The sequence below is a fragment of the Streptomyces sp. NPDC057702 genome, from assembly GCF_042799315.1.
Classification (GTDB): domain Bacteria; phylum Actinomycetota; class Actinomycetes; order Streptomycetales; family Streptomycetaceae; genus Streptomyces.
The window spans coordinates 61,452-76,240 of the sequence record NZ_JBHVJC010000025.1 but is presented as its reverse complement, the minus strand read 5'-3'; the positions used below and the strand labels follow the sequence as shown (position 1 = coordinate 76,240).

Genomic DNA, 14,789 nt, shown 5'->3' with positions numbered 1-14,789 from the left:
CCCGCCGGCCCGCGCGGCCCGGACATCCGAAGAGCCCCGGCCGTCTGACGGCCGGGGCTCTTCGCACGCCACGGGCCCGGGACGCGCGGCTGACGGGCTCGGGGCGCGCGCTGGGGTGTGCCGGGCGCGCGGCCGGCGGGCGTTACGGCGAGCCGGGCACCCAGGCGCGCGGCGGCTCGGTGCGGACGACGACGGTGCCGGTCGCCGCGTCGTGCAGGCACTGCTGGCACGGCTCGTCCCACAGGAACCAGAGCTGGTCCAGGCCGCAGAGCACGACCATGCCCACATGCGTCAGGTGCCGGCCCAGGGCCAGCCGGTACGGGAGGGCGGCCCCGTCCTGCTCCCGGGCGACGCGCAGCCCGAACAGCAGCTTGCCGGGTGAGCCGCCCCACCGCGCGGTGGTCAGCGGCGAGTAGCACAGCAGGAGAGCGACGGCGGCCAGCGCCGCGACGGGGGCGGCGGGCAGTCGGTCGACGAACAGGCTCGGCAGCGCCGTCAGGAAGGTCAGCAGGCCGAAGGCGAGGATGTCCACGAGGTAGGCGCTGAGCCGCTCGGGCAGGTCCGCCGGGTGCGGCTCGCCCGGCTGGGTCGGGTAGATCCTGATCCACGCCGGCCACGGGCGGCGGGGCAGCCAGTCCTGGTCGACGGGGACCGGCCGCGGGAGGAGGGGGGCGGGCGCGGTGGGGGCGGCATCGTCCATGCGCGCAAGCTAGCGCGGGGCTCCGGGGCAGGAGCTCAGCGACGCACAGTCGATCGCTTGAGTACGCCACGTGACCGTAGGGCCTCGTGAAATGTTCACCGGCGGACGCCCTTCGACGCTTCCCACGGTTCCCGGTCGCGGCCGTTCGCTCCGTCGCACCCCGCCCCGTACGGCACCGACGCCGGCGCCCGCTCGCGCGCGGGAACGTGCGGCACCCCGTCCCGGGCGGCGCGTGCCGCCTACGAGGCCGGGTGCGGGACGCTCGCCCGCGTGTTGTGCGCGATGACGGTCTGGACGAGGCCAGGCGTCGCGTCGGGGAAGTCCATGGCGACCACGCCGAGCCCGGTCAGGTGACGGCCGTGCGGGCCGGTCAGGAAGCGGCGCACCCGGGGGTTGAGGTACCTGGCGTTGGCCCTCGGGGTGCCGTGGGCGGCGGTGCCGACGTAGTTGACGTGGAGCTTGCCCGGCTGGGCGGCGGCCCGGCGCAGGTGACGCTCCACCTTCTGGTACTTCGCGGCCGGCGCCGCGCTCGTGTCGTCCTGGACGTCGACGAGCGCGGTGTCGCGGTAGGGAAGGCCGGGCAGCCCGGGCTGGTCGGCGAGGAGGACGACGCGGCCACGGGCCTGACCGAGCGTGGACGGCGTCGCGTCCAGGCGCAGCAGCCGCCGGAAGCCCGCCCCGTAGAGGTCGAAGACGCGGCGGAACTCGGCGTCGGGGACGGTCGAGTACTCCTGCCGCAGACGCAGCAGCACGGTCTCGGAGGGGTGGGCCCGCACGAACGCCTCGCAGGCCAGCAGCACGCCGCCGAACAGCAGCCGCTGGGAGAGCGCGCCGTGGTGGACGGCGAGGGCCGAGTGGGCGCTGCGGCAGCCCACGTCCAGGAAGCGGATGCCCAGGTCCAGTTGTTCGGCGACGGTGCGGCGCTGGCAGGCGATCTGGGCGCCGCCCAGACGTACGGCCGAGTGGCGCGTCCCGGGCAGGCTCAGGCGGGCCACGGGGGTGTCGTCGGCGAGTCCGGCGAGCCAGTCCCGGGCCGGTCGGGGCGCGGTGGGGGCAGCGCTCAGCCCCCCGCGCGCGGCGGCCGGGTGCCCGCCCGCGTACCCCAGGAGCCCGCCCGCGGTGACGGTCGCCGCGCCGAACAGGAAACCGCGCCGGTCCACGCTCATCTCGCGTCCTCTCGTGGCCGCATGAGGGCCCGTCAGGTCGTGCGGAAAGACGCGCCGCACGGTAACAGCTCCGGGCCCACGGCACGGGAGCCACTCGCGCTCCGCACCCGGCCCGCCCCGCATTCGTGACGGACTTGCCCCCGTACGGCCCGTGTGTCCGCCGCGGCGGCATGGCGTGAAACCGGTGCGCTCTTCGGCCATCTCGCGTGCCACGGCGCCCGCGCGGCCACCCGCCCCGGCCGTCCTTCCGGCCTGGCCCGGTGGAAATCGGGGTGCCCCCGGCGCACCGGTTCTGCCAGGGTCCACGGATGACGACAGGAGAGCGCGGCGAGGTGCTGCTCATCGGGGGACGTTCGGGGGTCGGGAAGTCGACCGTGACCTGGGAGGTCTCCGCGCGGTTGCGGGCGGCGGGCACGGCGCACTGTGTGATCGAGGGCGACCTCATGGACCAGGTGCACCCGGCACCACCCAACGACCCGGACCGCTCGGCGATCACCGAACGCAACCTGGCGGCGGTGTGGGGCAACTACGTCGCCCTGGGCCAGCGCCGGCTGATCTACCCGAACACGGCCAGCGTGCTGGAGAGCGCCATGTTCCGCCGGGTGATGGGGGCCGACGTGCGGATCGTGCCGTTGCTGCTGACCGCCGACGACACGACCGCCGGCGAGCGTCTGGCGCTACGCGAGGTCGGCTCCCAGTGGGAGGCGCACGTGCGGCGCAGCGCTCACATGGCCCGCCACCTGGAGCGCCACGCGCCACCGGAGACCGTCCGGGTGGCGACGGAGGGTCGCACGGTGGTGGACATCGCCCGGGAGGTGGTGGCGGCCACGGGCTGGTGACAGGCGCGGACTGGTCTACGGCAACGGGCTGGTGACGGGCGCGGCCCGCCCGGTGTGGGGCGGGCCGGGCCGCGCGCTCAGTGGGCGGCGAAGTCGTCCAGGGCCGCGCGCACCTGGGCGCGCGTGGCGTCGGTGGCCAGGTGTCCCATGGCGTCGATGACGTGCAACCGCGCGTCGGGCCAGGCGCGGGCCAGGTGCCAGGCGGTCTCCAGGGGCCCGCCGAGGTCGGCGCGGCCGTGGACGAGTACGCCGGGGATGCCCGCCAGCCGGCCCGCCTCGCGGAGCAGCACACCCTCCTCCAGCCAGGCGCCGTGCGCGAAGTAGTGCGAGGCGATACGCACCAGCGCCACCCGGGCGGCCGACGGGCGGCCGCTGTACTGGCCGGAAGCCCCCTCCCCCTCCATCGAGAGCACGGCGTCCTCCCAGGCGCACCAGGCGGCGGTGGCTCGCTCGCGCACCGCCGCCTCGGGGTGGGCCATCAGCCGCGCGTAGCCGGCGACCAGGTCGCCCTCGCGCTCCTCGGCGGGCAGGCCGGCGCGGAAGCGGTCCCACGCCTCGGGGAAGAACCGGCCGACGCCCCGGTAGAGCCAGTCGATCTCCGAGCGTCGGGTCGTGGTGACCGCCGCGATGACGATCTGCGCGACGCGCTCGGGGTGGCGCTGGGCGTAGGCGAGGATGAGCGTGGAGCCCCAGGAGCCGCCGTACAGCAGCCAGCGCTCGACGCCCAGGTGGGTGCGGAGCAGTTCCATGTCGGCGAGCAGGTGCTCGGTGGTGTTGTGGGTCAGGTCGGAGGTGGGGTCGCTGGCGTGCGGGGTGCTGCGGCCACAGCCGCGCTGGTCGAAGAGGATCACGCGGTAGCGCTCGGGATCGAAGGGCAGCCGGGCCCCGGGGGCGCACCCGGAGCCGGGGCCGCCGTGGACGACCAGGGCGGGCTTGCCCCGGGGGTTGCCGCAGACCTCCCAGTACACCTGGTGGCCCTGCCCCACGGCGAGCATCCCGTGCGCGTACGGCTCGATCGGCGGATACAACGACGTGGTCACGGGCGGCCTCCGCGGCGGGTGGACGGGTCGACGGGGCGAAAGAGCGCCCCACAGTACGTCAGACCCGCGAGCGTCCCGTCCGGCGGGGCCGGGCCGGTGCGAGGAGGTGGTGGTGACGGCGTCTGGTGGCGGCGCGTGCGCGACGCGGCCGGGTGAACAGGTGGGCGGCGGGATCGAGTCGGGCGCCCGTCACGTTCGGGCGGTCCGGGCCGTTAAGCCGGGTCCGCACCGGGTCGGCCGGGCCCGCGTCCGTCGCGGCCGGCCGTGCCGGTCACGCCGCGCCGGGCGGCCCCGTCCCTCGCGTCCGGCCTTACCAGTCAAGGGAGTTCCATGCGTCCCATCGCCGCCGCAGCCCTCATCGGCGCCGGCCTCGCCCTGTGGCCGCTGTCCGCCGCGCACGCGGGCCAGCGGCCCGCCCACCCGCCCACCTACGTCTGCGAGTCCATGACCTGGTCCGCCACGGCGGGCGCCTCCTTCGGTCGGGGGTGCGTGCCCACCAACGGCGCGCCCACCGACGGTGACATCCACGGTCACTTCCTCCTGCGGGGCAAGAAGGGCAGCCCGACGGTCGCCTGCCCGGCCTCGCCGCTGGGGACGCCCACGGGGCACTACGACAGCGCCGAGAAGAAGGTCCTGGCGGGCTCCTGCCACCGGGTCTGAGCCCCGGGCGGCTCCGGGCTCACGGGCCGTGGGGCCCGGGCCCGCGCTCCCCGTCCGCCGCCGGTCGATCACGGCGGGCGGGGAGCGCGAACGCCACGCGGCGGTGCGCCACCCGGGTGAGCGGGTGGCGCTTTCTGGTTTGCCCCCGGGCCGGACGGGGACGCGACCACGGGGCCACAGCAGACCAGCGAAGGGCCGTGACGCCATGGCGACGATCTCGACACCCACCGTCCAGCACCGCCCGACGACATCCGACATCACCCTGCGGGTCAACGGGGCCAGCCACCGGCTGACCGTCGACCACCGCACCACCGTGCTCGACGCGCTACGCGAGCGCCTGGACCACACCGGCCCGAAGAAGGGCTGCGACCACGGCCAGTGCGGCGCGTGCACGGTGCTCGTCAACGGACGTCGCGTCAACAGCTGCCTCGTGCTGGCCGTCGCGGCCGACGGGGACGAGATCACCACCGTGGAGGGGCTGAGCGACGGCGAGCAGCCGCACCCGGTGCAGCGGGCGTTCCTCGACCACGACGGCTTCCAGTGCGGCTACTGCACCCCGGGGCAGGTGTGCTCGGCCGTCGGGGTGCTCGCCGAGGCCGCCGCCGGGCACCCCTCGTACGTCACGCCACCGCCCGGAGCCGACCCCGGGGCCCCGCCGCCGGGCGCGCCGGTGCCGCTGACGCCGGCCGAGATCCGCGAGCGGATGAGCGGCAACCTGTGTCGCTGCGGCGCCTACCCGCACATCGTGAGCGCGATCGCGCAGGTGGCACCGTGAGGCCGCTCGGCTACGTCCGCGCCACCGACCTGGACAGCGCGATCGCCACCGTCGCCGCCGAGCCGGACGCCCGCTTCCTGGGCGGCGGCACCAACCTGGTGGACCTGATGAAGCTCGGCGTGGAGCGCCCGGGGCTCCTGGTGGACGTCAGCCGGCTGCCGCTCACCGACGTCGAACAGGTCGCGGGCGGCGGGCTGCGGGTCGGCGCGAACGTCCGCAACAGCGACCTGGCCGCGCATCCGCTGGTCCGGGCCCGCTATCCGGCGCTGTCCCAGGCGCTGTTGGCCGGCGCGTCGGGCCAGCTGCGCAACGCCGCCACCACCGGGGGCAACCTGCTCCAGCGCACCCGCTGTCTGTACTTCCAGGACGTGAGCAAGCCCTGCAACAAGCGCTCCCCCGGCAGCGGCTGTCCCGCGCGCGAGGGCGTCCACCGGGAACTGGCCGTCCTCGGCCACTCGTCGCACTGCGTGGCCACCCACCCCTCCGACCTGGCCGTCGCGCTGGCCGCGTTCGACGCGCGCGTGGTGCTGCGCGGGCCCGCCGGCGAACGCGTCGTCGCGCTGACCGAGTTCCACCGGCTCCCCGCCGACCTGCCCGAGCGCGACACCGTCATCGCCCGCGACGAACTGCTGACGGCCGTCGAACTGCCCGCCCCACCGCCGGGCCGTTCGGGCTACCGCAAGGCGCGCGACCGGGCCTCGTACGCCTTCGCGCTGGCCTCGGTCGCCGCCGTGCTCGACGTGCGCGCGGGGACGGTACGCGAGGCGCGGCTGGCGTTCGGCGGACTGGCGGCCAAGCCGTGGCGGGCCTCGGTGGCCGAGCGGGCGTTGCGGGGCGCGCCGGCCACCGAGGACTCCTTCCGTCGCGCGGCCCAGGCGGAGCTGGCGGCGGCCAGGCCGCTGCGGGACAACGGCTTCAAGGTGCCGCTCGCCCGCGACCTGGCCACCCAGACTCTCCTCTGGCTGGCCACCGCCCACCACCAGCCGTCTTCGGCACGTTGAGGAGCGACCCATGCGCCCACCGGCATCCGGTGCCCCACTCGGCCGCCTGGAAGGACAGCTCAAGGTCACCGGCACCGCGCGGTACGCGGCCGAGTACACGCCGCCGGGGACGGCGTACGCCTGGCCGGTGCCGGCGACCGTCGCGCGCGGCCGGGTCACCGCCGTGCACGCCACGGACGCGCTGGCCATGCCCGGGGCGCTGGCGGTGCTCAGCCACGAGAACGCGCCCCGCCTCGGCCCGGCCGACGACCCGACCCTCAGCGTGCTCCAGGACCCGCGCGTGCCACACCGTGGCTGGTACGTGGCGCTGGCCCTGGCCGAGTCGCTGGAGGTGGCCCGCGCCATGGCCGACGCGGTGCGGATCGACTACGCGACCGAGGACCACGACGTGGTCCTGGTGGCCGACCACCCCGGGCTGTACGAGCCGGAGCGGGCCAACGGCGGGCACCCGGCCCGCCGCGAGAGCGGCGACTTCGACGCCGCGTACGCCGCCGCCCCGGTGCGCGTGGACGCCACGTACACCATGCTCGCGCAGCACAACCACCCGATGGAGCCGCACGCCAGCACGGCCCACTGGGCCGACGGGCGGCTGACGGTCCACGACTCCAGCCAGGGGTCGACCCGCGTCAGCCAGAGCCTGGCGCCGCTGTTCGGGCTGCGCCCGGAGCAGGTGACAGTGGTCTCCGAGCACGTGGGAGGCGGCTTCGGGTCCAAGGGCACCCCGCGCCCGCAGGCGGTGTTGGCCGCGCTGGCCGCCCGCCACCTCGGCCGCCCGGTCAAGCTGGCGCTGCCGCGCGCGCACCTGGCCAGCGTCGTCGGGCACCGCGCCCCGACCATCCAACGACTGCGGATCGGCGCGGACGCACAGGGCCGGATCAGCGCGCTGGGACACGAGATCCGTACGCACACCTCGACGGTCAAGGAGTTCGTCGAGCAGGCCGCGACCCCTTCGCGCACCATGTACACCTCGCCGAACAGCCGCACCACGCACCAGGTGGTGGCGCTGGACGTGCCGAGCCCGTCGTGGATGCGCGCGCCGGGCGAGGCGCCGGGGATGTACGCGCTGGAGTCGGCCATGGACGAGTTGGCGGTCGCCCTCGACCTGGACCCGATCGAGCTGCGGGTACGCAACGAGCCCGCCGTCGAGCCGGACACCGGAAAGCCGTTCAGCAGCCGGCACCTGGTGGAGTGCCTGCGCGAGGGCGCGCGGCGCTTCGGCTGGCGGGACCGCGACCCGCGCCCCGGCATCCGCCGTGAGGGCCGGCGACTGATCGGCACCGGCGTGGCCTCCGCCACCTACCCGGTCCTCGTCTCGCCCTCGACGGCGGAGGCGCGCACCGAGCCCGGGGGCGGCTTCCGGGTGCGGATCAACGCCACCGACATCGGCACCGGCGCCCGCACCGTGCTCGCCCAGGTGGCGGCGGACGCGCTGGGGGTGCCCGTGGACCACGTGCTGATCGACATCGGGTCCAGCGACCTGCCGGCGGCGCCGCTCGCGGGCGGCTCGTCGGGCACCGCGTCCTGGGGCTGGGCCGTGCATCACGCCTGCCGCCGGCTGCGGGCGCTGGTCGAGGAGGCCGGTGGCGTCGAGGTGCCCACCACCACGCTGCGCGCCTTCGCCGACACCGCGGGCGAGGCGGACGCCGAGAGCGCCTACGCGCGGCACGCGTTCGGCGCGCACTTCGCGGAGGTGGCCGTCGACACGGACACCGGGGAGACGCGGGTGCGCCGGCTGCTGGGTGTCTACGCCGCCGGCCACGTCCTCAACTCGCGTACCGGACGAAGCCAGTTCATCGGCGGCATGGTGATGGGCCTGGGCATGGCGCTGCTTGAGGGCAGCACCGTGGACCGGACGTTCGGCGACTTCGCGGAGCGCGACCTGGCCTCCTACCACGTGCCCTGCTGCGCTGACGTGCCCGACGTGGAGGCGCACTGGATCGACGAGGACGACCGGCACCTGAACCCGATGGGCAGCAAGGGCATCGGCGAGATCGGCATCGTCGGCACGGCGGCGGCGATCGGCAACGCGCTGTTCCACGCGACGGGCGCGCGGTCGCGGGAGCTGCCGATGCGGCCGGACCGGGTGCTGGCCCACCTGGAGCGAGCTCGGGGGTGACAGGGCGCGCGGCGGCGCGGGTAGGGTGCGGGCGAGTTGTTCCATGATCGGAAGGACGCCGCGCCCATGCCGGACCTCGCCACCACCGCCCCCGCCTTCGTCGAGATGGCACACCGCATCGTCTGGGCCACCGTGGCCACCGTGGACGGCGCGGGGCGCCCGCGCAGCAGGGTGCTGCACCCGATCTGGACCTGGGAGGAGGGTGTGCTCACCGGGTGGGTGGGCACCAGCCCCACGCCCCTCAAGCGCGCGCACCTGGCGAACAGCCCGTACGCGTCGGTCAACTACTGGTCCCCCGAGCAGGACACCTGTGTCGCCGAGTGCGCGGCCGAGTGGGCCGACGACCTGCCCACCCGCACCCGGGTCTGGAACCTGCTCAAGACGGCCCCGGAGCCGCTGGGTTACGACCCCGGGGCGATCGGCGTGCCGGGTTGGGAGAGCCCCGAGTCACCCGGCTTCACGGCCCTCAGGCTCACGCCGTGGCGCCTGCGGGTGATGCCGGGCACGCTGATGGCCGGCGGCGGCGGGGAGATCCTGACCTGGCAGCGCGCGGGCTAGGTTCGGTCCTCAGATCTCACGCCCACCGCCGCGGAACGCCCACACGGTCCCCCCAGGACCCGGCGGTCGGCCGGCCGCCGCCGCCCCCGCGACGACTCGGGCGGCAACGGCCGGACGAAGTCCCCTTCCCCGTGCGGCACGTGTACGACGACGCGTCACGACACCCTGATCCACCCTTCACGATCATTCGAAGACCCCGCGCAGACACCGGACAAGCCAGCCCCGTGGGGGCACGCCGGCCCGCCGACCCGGCGGGGGAACCGCCTACTCGCGCCCAGGAGTCGGGGGTCCACCTCGCCCTGGCGCACGTTGGCGTCCACGACGCCGTTGTCGGGCCCTCCCTCAGCGGCGGCCCGGAGGGCACGGCGTGTGGCGACGGTGTCGCCCAGCGCCGCACGGCGCTGGACGACGTGCTGGCGACCGGGCTCCGGGTGGTCCCACCCGCGCGCGGGACCCACTCCCCCGGTGTGCGACGATCGCCCTCATGGCGGGTGTCGGGGGTGACTTCGAGCTGTCCGTGGACGAACTGCGCACCGTGGCGCGCTACGTCGCCGAGACGGCGCGGGAGGTTCTCCCGGTGTTCGAGGACACCCACCCCGGTGACCCCCGGCCGCGGACCGCCATCGACGCGGCGTGGGAGTTCGTCGGCGGAGCGCCCCGAACCAGGCTGCAGCGCGTCACGTCGATGGACGCCCACCGAGCGGCGAGGGAGGCGGCCACCGAGACCGCGCGGCTGGCCGCGCAGGCGGCCGGGGACGCCGCGTCCGCCGCCTACCTGCACCCGATCGCCAAGGCTCACCAGGTGGGTCACATCCTGCGCGCCGCGGCGAACGCCGCGCGCATCGCCGACATCGCGGCGGGCGGGGACCCCGGGGCCGCGCACCGGGCGATCGAAGCGGCCCGCGCACGCGCCACACCGACCCTGGTCGACATCCTCCGGCGGTACCCGCCGGCGCCCGGCGGCAGGAGCCGTGTCGCGGAGCTGATGGCCGCGCTGGACACCTCGCTACGTCGCCCTCCGCGGGCGGGGAGCGAACACGCCGACGGCTAAGGCCCACCCGGTGACGGATGCGTCGGCTGTCGCGAGTGCCTCGGCGTCGGGGTGTTCACGGACGGGAGATTCCACGGGCGCGGGCCGGGCCCGGTCGGCTCAGGCAGCCCCGCAGTCGGCGCACACCCCGGTCAGCTCCAGGGTGTGCTCCACGGCAGAGAACCCGGTGCGCTCCCCCACCCCGTCCGCCCACTCCTCGACCGCCTCCGCGTCCACCGACCGGCTTCGACCACAGTGCCGGCAGATCAGGTAGTGCCGGTGCCCGGCGGCGGGGCGGTGTCGGTAGCGGCGGCCTCCGGCGCCGTCGCGTACGACGTCGAGCAGGCCCCGCCGGGCCAGGGCGTGCACGCTGCGGTAGACCGTGGTCAGGCCGATGGCCACGCCCTCGGCGGCCAGCCGGGCGTGCAGTTGTCGTGCCGAGAGGAACTCCGGACAGTTCGCGACGGCGCGTAGGACTGCGGTGCGCTGCGCCGTGACGCGCCCGGGCGTGTCCCCGGGCGTCGCCCTCTCCCTCGCCCCTTCGCCGCCCACGGTCAGCCGCCTCCGCCCCTCGTTGGAACCGCGTCGTCCACCCGCCTCACGGTAGGTGAACCCGGTTTCCCCGCACAGCGCGACAGGGGTGGGGGCGCGGGGCGTGGGGGCGCACAGGGGGCGCCGCTCGACGACCGACCGCGAGTCGACCCGCCCCCTTTGCCGGGCTTCGCGACAATGCCCGGGTGGCCAGTCCCGCGCGCCGCCTGCCGCCGTACGCCGCGTGGTGCGGCTACGCCGCCTGTGGGTCGGGCGTGCTGTACGCGCTGTGCGGCGGGTACTGGGCGGCGGGCGGGAGTGTGGGGCTGGAGACCGTGGGCGGCGCGCTGGAGCGGCGGGCGCGGGCGCGTGAACCGGGGATGGTGTCCGTCCTGAGGCTGACCGCCGCGCTCAAGCTGACCGCCGCGGCGCTGGGCCCCGCCGTCGTACGGGACGGGCGGCGGGGCCTGTCCCGGCCGCCGCTGCGGGCCCTGTGCTGGGCCGCGACGGCCGTACTCGTCGCGTACGGGGGCTTGCTGACCAGCACTCAGGCGCTGGCCGAGGCCGGGGTGTTCGACGCGTCCGGGCGGAGCGACGGGCAGGCGTTCCACTGGCATCTGTACCTGTGGGACCCGTGGTTCCTCGGCTGGGGGCTGCTGCTGGGCGCGGCCACGTACGGAGCCGGGCGGCCGGTGCGCTGACCACGCGTGCCGGGCGGTGGTCTCAACCGGTCCGCTCCTGGCGGGGCGCGGCGCCCAGGGCCGCCACCACGCGCTCGCCCTGCGGCCACAGGAAGAAGTGGTCACCGGGCAGCACGGTCATCGAGAAGCCGCCGCTGGTGGCCGTCTCCCAGGCGGCGACCTGCTCCGGGATGGCCTCCTGGTCGGCGTCGCCGGTGAACGCGTGGATCGGGCAGCTCACCCGGGCGTCGAGGTCGGGCACGTAGGTACCGACGATCTGGTAGTCGGCGCGGATCGCGGGCAGCACCAGGGCGCGCATCTCCGGGTCGGCCAGGAGCTCCTCGCTGGTGCCGCCCATCCGGCGCAGTTCGTCGGCGAACTCCGCCTCGCCCAGCCGGTAGGTCTCGGCCCGGTGCTGGTGGCGCGGGCCCGGCCGGCCGGAGACGTACAGCCGTCCCGGGCGGGGGCCGCCGGCCCGCTCCAGGCGCAGCGCCACCTCCCAGGCCACCGAGGCACCCATGCTGTGCCCGAACAGCACCAGTTCGCGGTCGTCGAGCAGCGGGGTGCGCAGGAGCTCGGCGGTGAGCGCGTCGGCCAGCGCGTCCATCGCGACCAACGGCTCCTCCAGAAGGCGGTCCTGACGGCCCGGGTACTGCACCGCGAGCAGCTCGCTCCGGGGCGGCAGCATCCGCGCCCACGGCATGAAGAAGCCCGCGTTGCCGCCGGCGTGCGGCAGGCACAGCACGGTCGTGGTGGCGGCGGGGCGGGGCTCGGGGCGGCGCAGCCACGGGGAGGGCGCACTCGTCACGGTCGGTCTCCGTACGGTCGTTGGTGGCGCCACCGTGTACGCGACGGCCGGCGGCCCTGCCCTGGCAGTCTCCCCCATCGCGTGGCGGGCCCAGGGAGCGGGTGGCGGGCCCTTCGCACCGGGCCCGGTGGCGGGCCGCGGCGCCGGGCCGCGCTCGCCCGCCGGACAACCCGTGCCTGGCGAGGGGTGGTGCGCGGGGCGGCGGTCGGGTTCGATGGCGGGCACGTCGCGGGCCCGCGTGAGGTGGGCGGGCGACGTGTGCCCCGGTGCCGCCGGCCGTGTCCGTCGCCCGGTGCCGTGGCCGACCTGTACCGAAGGACCGTAAAGGACCGCATATGAGATCGCTTCGCACGCGTCTGGGCTGGCTCGCCACCGCCATGGTCGCCGTCGCGCCCCTGGCCGTCGTCACACCGGCAGCCACCGCGGCGCCGGTGGGGGCGCCGAGCGCCGCCGGGCCCACCGTCGAGGAGCGGCGCCTGGACCTGCCGGTGCCCCGCGAGATCCTGCGGCGCAGCGGGTTCGACGAGGTGGCCCCGCGCTTCGCCCGTGCCCTGGCCGGCGCGCGCTCGCCGGCCGCGGCCGAGCGGGTGGTGGCGCGGCACGGCCAGCAGCTGTGGCAGCGGGCCGTGGCCCGAGCGCAGGGGCACGGACCGGCCGGCGGCGACCTGAGTCGCGACGACGACCGCCCGCTGTACTGGGCGCGGCTGGGGATGACGCGGGCACTGGCCGAGTGGCGGCCGGCGTTCGCGCTGCCCGAGGCCCGCCGCACCACGCTGCTGGAGCGCCTGGAGCGCTCCTCGCGGGGCCAGGACAGCCTGCGGCTGCCGGCGGGCAGGGGCGTCAAGCGGATCGTGGTGACCGGATTCGACCCCTTCCAGCTCGACGCCGACCCGCGCCGCAGCAACCCCTCGGGCGCGGCGGCGCTCGCGCTGGACGGGACCACGATCCACACCCGTTCGGGCCCGGCCCGTATCGAGACGGCCATCTTCCCCGTGCGGTGGGACGACTTCGCGCGCGGCGTGGTGGAGCGGACGCTGGCGCCGCACTTCGCGCCGGGCCCGCGCCAGGTGGACCTGTTCACCACGATCAGCCAGGGTCGGCCAGGCCGCTTCGACGTGGAACGCACCAACGGGGCCTGGCGCGGCGGTTACCCCGACAACGCGAACGTCTCCCGTACGGGTGTGGCGCCCATACCCCCGGGTGTGCCCACGCCCGCGCCGCAGCCGCAGTGGACCACGACCTCGCTGCCCTACCAGCGCATCGTCGCGTCCGACACCGGCCCGTTCCCGGTGCGGGACAACACGGCCGTGACCGAGATCCCCGCCGGCGGCGGGGAGCCGGTGGTGCGGCCGGACGGGCCCACCCCGGGCTCGGCGGCACGCGCGGGCGGTGGGGGCGACTACCTCTCCAACGAGATCGCCTACCGGGCGACGCTGCTGCGCGACGCGCTCGACCTGGACGCGCCGGGCGGTCATCTGCACACCCCGGTGCTGGCGTTCGGCGCGGGCAACACCGACCCCGCCACCGGCACGGTCACCGACCCGGAGTTCGTCCGCGACCGGCGGGCCATCACGGCCCAGGTGCGCGCGGTGATCGCGGTGGCCGCGGGCACCGTGCGCTGAGCGCGCGTTCCCGGCGGGGCGGGGCGCTCGACGCCCCTCCCCGCCCGGTCGCGCTGCCCGCCTGCCCGTCGGTCGCGCTGACCCGCCCCCCGTCCGGTCGCGCCCGCTCGCGGGGCCGGCGGGTCGGGTGCGGTCGGCTGGCGTGAGGGCGGCCGGTGGGGCCGTGGGGCGCGGATCGGGTGCCCGGTGGGCCGGGGGCGGGCGGGCCACCGGGCGGCGCCGCCGCAGGTACGGGACCGCACGTCAGGGTCGGTGCGCGGACGTGGCAGACTCGGCCAGCGCGTTTGTCGAGCTACCCGAGGATGATCACGTTGCGTCACGTCGAACCCGAAGTCCGTCTCATCGCCCGCCCCCAGCTGGACTACGACGAGGTCGCCGCGTACCTCGCCGAGGTGGGCGGTGAGAAGTGGCTGGAGCGTGTCGACCGGGGCGAGCTGGACGACGCGCAGAACCTGGCGGAGTTCGCCGGGCGGGTCTGCTACCGCTCCTGGGAGCCGGGTCTGAACCCGAACGTCACGCGCATCCGCACCGACCAGGAGAAGTACCTGCGCAACATCCTGGCCAGCGCGCACGGCTCGGTCCTTGAGCACGTGAGCTTCACCCTCGTCCTGCATCACGTCAGTCGGGTGGCCACGCACGAGTTGGTGCGCCACCGCGCGGGCACCGCCGTCTCCCAGGAGTCGCTGCGTTTCGTCCGCCTGGACGACCTGCCGTTCTGGTTCCCGCGCTGGGCCGAGGGCGACCCGGAGCTGATGGAGCGGGCGACGGAGCTGCTGACGCGGATGGAGGAGTTCCAGCGGTGGATGGCGGACCACTTCGGGTTGGACGAGGAGGGTGTGCCGTTCGCCGAGAAGAAGGCCAAGACCTCGTTCATGCGCCGGTTCGCGCCGGAGGGGGTGGCCACCGGCCTGGTGTGGACGGCCAATGTGCGCACCCTGCGCCACGTCATCGAGAGCCGCACGGCCCCGGGCGCCGAGGAGGAGATCCGGCTGCTGTTCGGCAAGGTCGGCGAGCTGCTGACCAAGGAGGCCCCGGCGCTGTTCGGCGACTACACCGTCGATGACGGCGCCTGGGTCCCCGGCTGGCGCAAGGTCTGACCCGTCCCGGGCCGGCCCCCTCACGAGCACGCTCCAGCGCGCGGCCGGGCCCGCCCCGTGGGCGCGTCGTACGACCCGGACCACGCGGCCGCGCCACACGGTGGCCGCACCCACGCGATGGCCGTGCCCACACGAGGACCGTGCCCGCCTCCGGCGAACGGGAGGC

The 14,789-nt window shown here is 75.8% G+C and carries 15 protein-coding genes; 10 read left to right on the top strand and 5 right to left on the bottom strand.

Annotated elements, in window-relative coordinates; translation table 11 throughout:
- Nucleotides 1-142: 142 nt before the first annotated feature.
- Nucleotides 143-700, bottom strand: coding sequence for an RDD family protein (locus ACFVFR_RS20265; RefSeq protein ID WP_383703543.1), 558 nt, complete (start codon nt 698-700; stop codon nt 143-145).
- Nucleotides 701-939: 239 nt separating this feature from the next.
- On the bottom strand, nt 940-1,866 hold the full coding sequence (locus ACFVFR_RS20260; RefSeq protein ID WP_383703541.1) for a phosphatidylinositol-specific phospholipase C domain-containing protein: 927 nt from the start codon (nt 1,864-1,866) through the stop codon (nt 940-942).
- A 308-nt stretch (nt 1,867-2,174) separates the two neighbouring features.
- Here ACFVFR_RS20260 and ACFVFR_RS20255 point away from each other — a divergent pair, with 308 nt between their 5' ends.
- Nucleotides 2,175-2,705 (top strand): hypothetical protein, encoded by a 531-nt coding sequence (locus ACFVFR_RS20255; protein WP_383703539.1) that lies wholly within the window; start codon nt 2,175-2,177, stop codon nt 2,703-2,705.
- 77 nt (nt 2,706-2,782) lie between these two features.
- On the opposite strand, the gene pip is transcribed toward ACFVFR_RS20255, so the two are convergent.
- A complete protein-coding gene (gene pip / locus ACFVFR_RS20250) occupies nt 2,783-3,745 on the bottom strand; it encodes a prolyl aminopeptidase (RefSeq protein WP_383703537.1) in 963 nt (320 codons plus the stop codon).
- A gap of 330 nt (nt 3,746-4,075) precedes the next feature.
- On the opposite strand from pip, the gene ACFVFR_RS20245 reads away from it, so the two are divergent.
- The 6 genes from ACFVFR_RS20245 to ACFVFR_RS20220 all read left to right on the top strand — a co-directional run bounded on the left by ACFVFR_RS20245 (nt 4,076) and on the right by ACFVFR_RS20220 (nt 9,906).
- Nucleotides 4,076-4,405, top strand: a complete 330-nt coding sequence (locus ACFVFR_RS20245; RefSeq protein WP_383703535.1) for a hypothetical protein — start codon at nt 4,076-4,078, stop codon at nt 4,403-4,405.
- Nucleotides 4,406-4,610: 205 nt separating this feature from the next.
- Entirely contained in the window at nt 4,611-5,180 is a 570-nt protein-coding gene (locus tag ACFVFR_RS20240; protein WP_383703533.1) for a (2Fe-2S)-binding protein, read from the top strand.
- Nucleotides 5,177-6,181: an FAD binding domain-containing protein gene (locus ACFVFR_RS20235; protein WP_383703531.1), complete on the top strand. Its 1,005-nt coding sequence runs from the start codon at nt 5,177-5,179 to the stop codon at nt 6,179-6,181. Before ACFVFR_RS20240 ends, ACFVFR_RS20235 begins: the two co-directional genes overlap by 4 nt.
- Nucleotides 6,182-6,191: 10 nt before the next feature.
- Complete coding sequence (locus tag ACFVFR_RS20230) at nt 6,192-8,297, top strand: xanthine dehydrogenase family protein molybdopterin-binding subunit (protein WP_383703529.1); 2,106 nt, start codon at nt 6,192-6,194, stop codon at nt 8,295-8,297.
- A gap of 66 nt (nt 8,298-8,363) precedes the next feature.
- Nucleotides 8,364-8,855 carry a pyridoxamine 5'-phosphate oxidase family protein gene (locus tag ACFVFR_RS20225; RefSeq protein WP_383703527.1) on the top strand — a complete coding sequence of 164 codons (492 nt, stop codon included), beginning with the start codon at nt 8,364-8,366 and terminating at the stop codon, nt 8,853-8,855.
- Between the two features lie 484 nt (nt 8,856-9,339).
- Nucleotides 9,340-9,906, top strand: a complete 567-nt coding sequence (locus ACFVFR_RS20220) for a putative immunity protein (RefSeq protein ID WP_383703525.1) — start codon at nt 9,340-9,342, stop codon at nt 9,904-9,906.
- A gap of 99 nt (nt 9,907-10,005) precedes the next feature.
- Here the strand turns inward: ACFVFR_RS20220 and ACFVFR_RS20215 are convergent, their stop codons facing one another.
- Complete coding sequence (locus ACFVFR_RS20215; protein WP_383703523.1) at nt 10,006-10,437, bottom strand: Fur family transcriptional regulator; 432 nt, start codon at nt 10,435-10,437, stop codon at nt 10,006-10,008.
- A gap of 185 nt (nt 10,438-10,622) precedes the next feature.
- On the opposite strand from ACFVFR_RS20215, the gene ACFVFR_RS20210 reads away from it, so the two are divergent.
- Nucleotides 10,623-11,117, top strand: coding sequence for a DUF3995 domain-containing protein (locus ACFVFR_RS20210; RefSeq protein ID WP_383703521.1), 495 nt, complete (start codon nt 10,623-10,625; stop codon nt 11,115-11,117).
- A 22-nt stretch (nt 11,118-11,139) separates the two neighbouring features.
- On the opposite strand, the gene ACFVFR_RS20205 is transcribed toward ACFVFR_RS20210, so the two are convergent.
- Nucleotides 11,140-11,904: a thioesterase II family protein gene (locus ACFVFR_RS20205; RefSeq protein WP_383703519.1), complete on the bottom strand. Its 765-nt coding sequence runs from the start codon at nt 11,902-11,904 to the stop codon at nt 11,140-11,142.
- Between the two features lie 335 nt (nt 11,905-12,239).
- Between ACFVFR_RS20205 and ACFVFR_RS20200 the strand changes: the two genes are divergently transcribed.
- Together ACFVFR_RS20200 and thyX are read left to right on the top strand one after the other, a co-directional pair.
- Nucleotides 12,240-13,526, top strand: a complete 1,287-nt coding sequence (locus ACFVFR_RS20200; RefSeq protein ID WP_383703517.1) for a pyroglutamyl peptidase — start codon at nt 12,240-12,242, stop codon at nt 13,524-13,526.
- Between the two features lie 302 nt (nt 13,527-13,828).
- Nucleotides 13,829-14,623: an FAD-dependent thymidylate synthase gene (gene thyX / locus ACFVFR_RS20195; RefSeq protein ID WP_383703515.1), complete on the top strand. Its 795-nt coding sequence runs from the start codon at nt 13,829-13,831 to the stop codon at nt 14,621-14,623.
- The last annotated feature ends 166 nt before the right edge of the window (nt 14,624-14,789 follow it).

Bases quoted from the DNA above. Each gene is read 5' to 3' on its own strand.
- ACFVFR_RS20265 (WP_383703543.1), bottom strand. From the start codon at position 700: ATGGACGATGCCGCCCCCACCGCGCCCGCCCCCCTCCTCCCGCGGCCG.
- ACFVFR_RS20260 (WP_383703541.1), bottom strand. From the start codon at position 1,866: ATGAGCGTGGACCGGCGCGGTTTCCTGTTCGGCGCGGCGACCGTCACC.
- ACFVFR_RS20255 (WP_383703539.1), top strand. From the start codon at position 2,175: ATGACGACAGGAGAGCGCGGCGAGGTGCTGCTCATCGGGGGACGTTCG.
- ACFVFR_RS20245 (WP_383703535.1), top strand. From the start codon at position 4,076: ATGCGTCCCATCGCCGCCGCAGCCCTCATCGGCGCCGGCCTCGCCCTG.
- ACFVFR_RS20240 (WP_383703533.1), top strand. From the start codon at position 4,611: ATGGCGACGATCTCGACACCCACCGTCCAGCACCGCCCGACGACATCC.
- ACFVFR_RS20230 (WP_383703529.1), top strand. From the start codon at position 6,192: ATGCGCCCACCGGCATCCGGTGCCCCACTCGGCCGCCTGGAAGGACAG.
- ACFVFR_RS20225 (WP_383703527.1), top strand. From the start codon at position 8,364: ATGCCGGACCTCGCCACCACCGCCCCCGCCTTCGTCGAGATGGCACAC.
- ACFVFR_RS20220 (WP_383703525.1), top strand. From the start codon at position 9,340: ATGGCGGGTGTCGGGGGTGACTTCGAGCTGTCCGTGGACGAACTGCGC.
- ACFVFR_RS20200 (WP_383703517.1), top strand. From the start codon at position 12,240: ATGAGATCGCTTCGCACGCGTCTGGGCTGGCTCGCCACCGCCATGGTC.
- thyX (WP_383703515.1), top strand. From the start codon at position 13,829: ATGATCACGTTGCGTCACGTCGAACCCGAAGTCCGTCTCATCGCCCGC.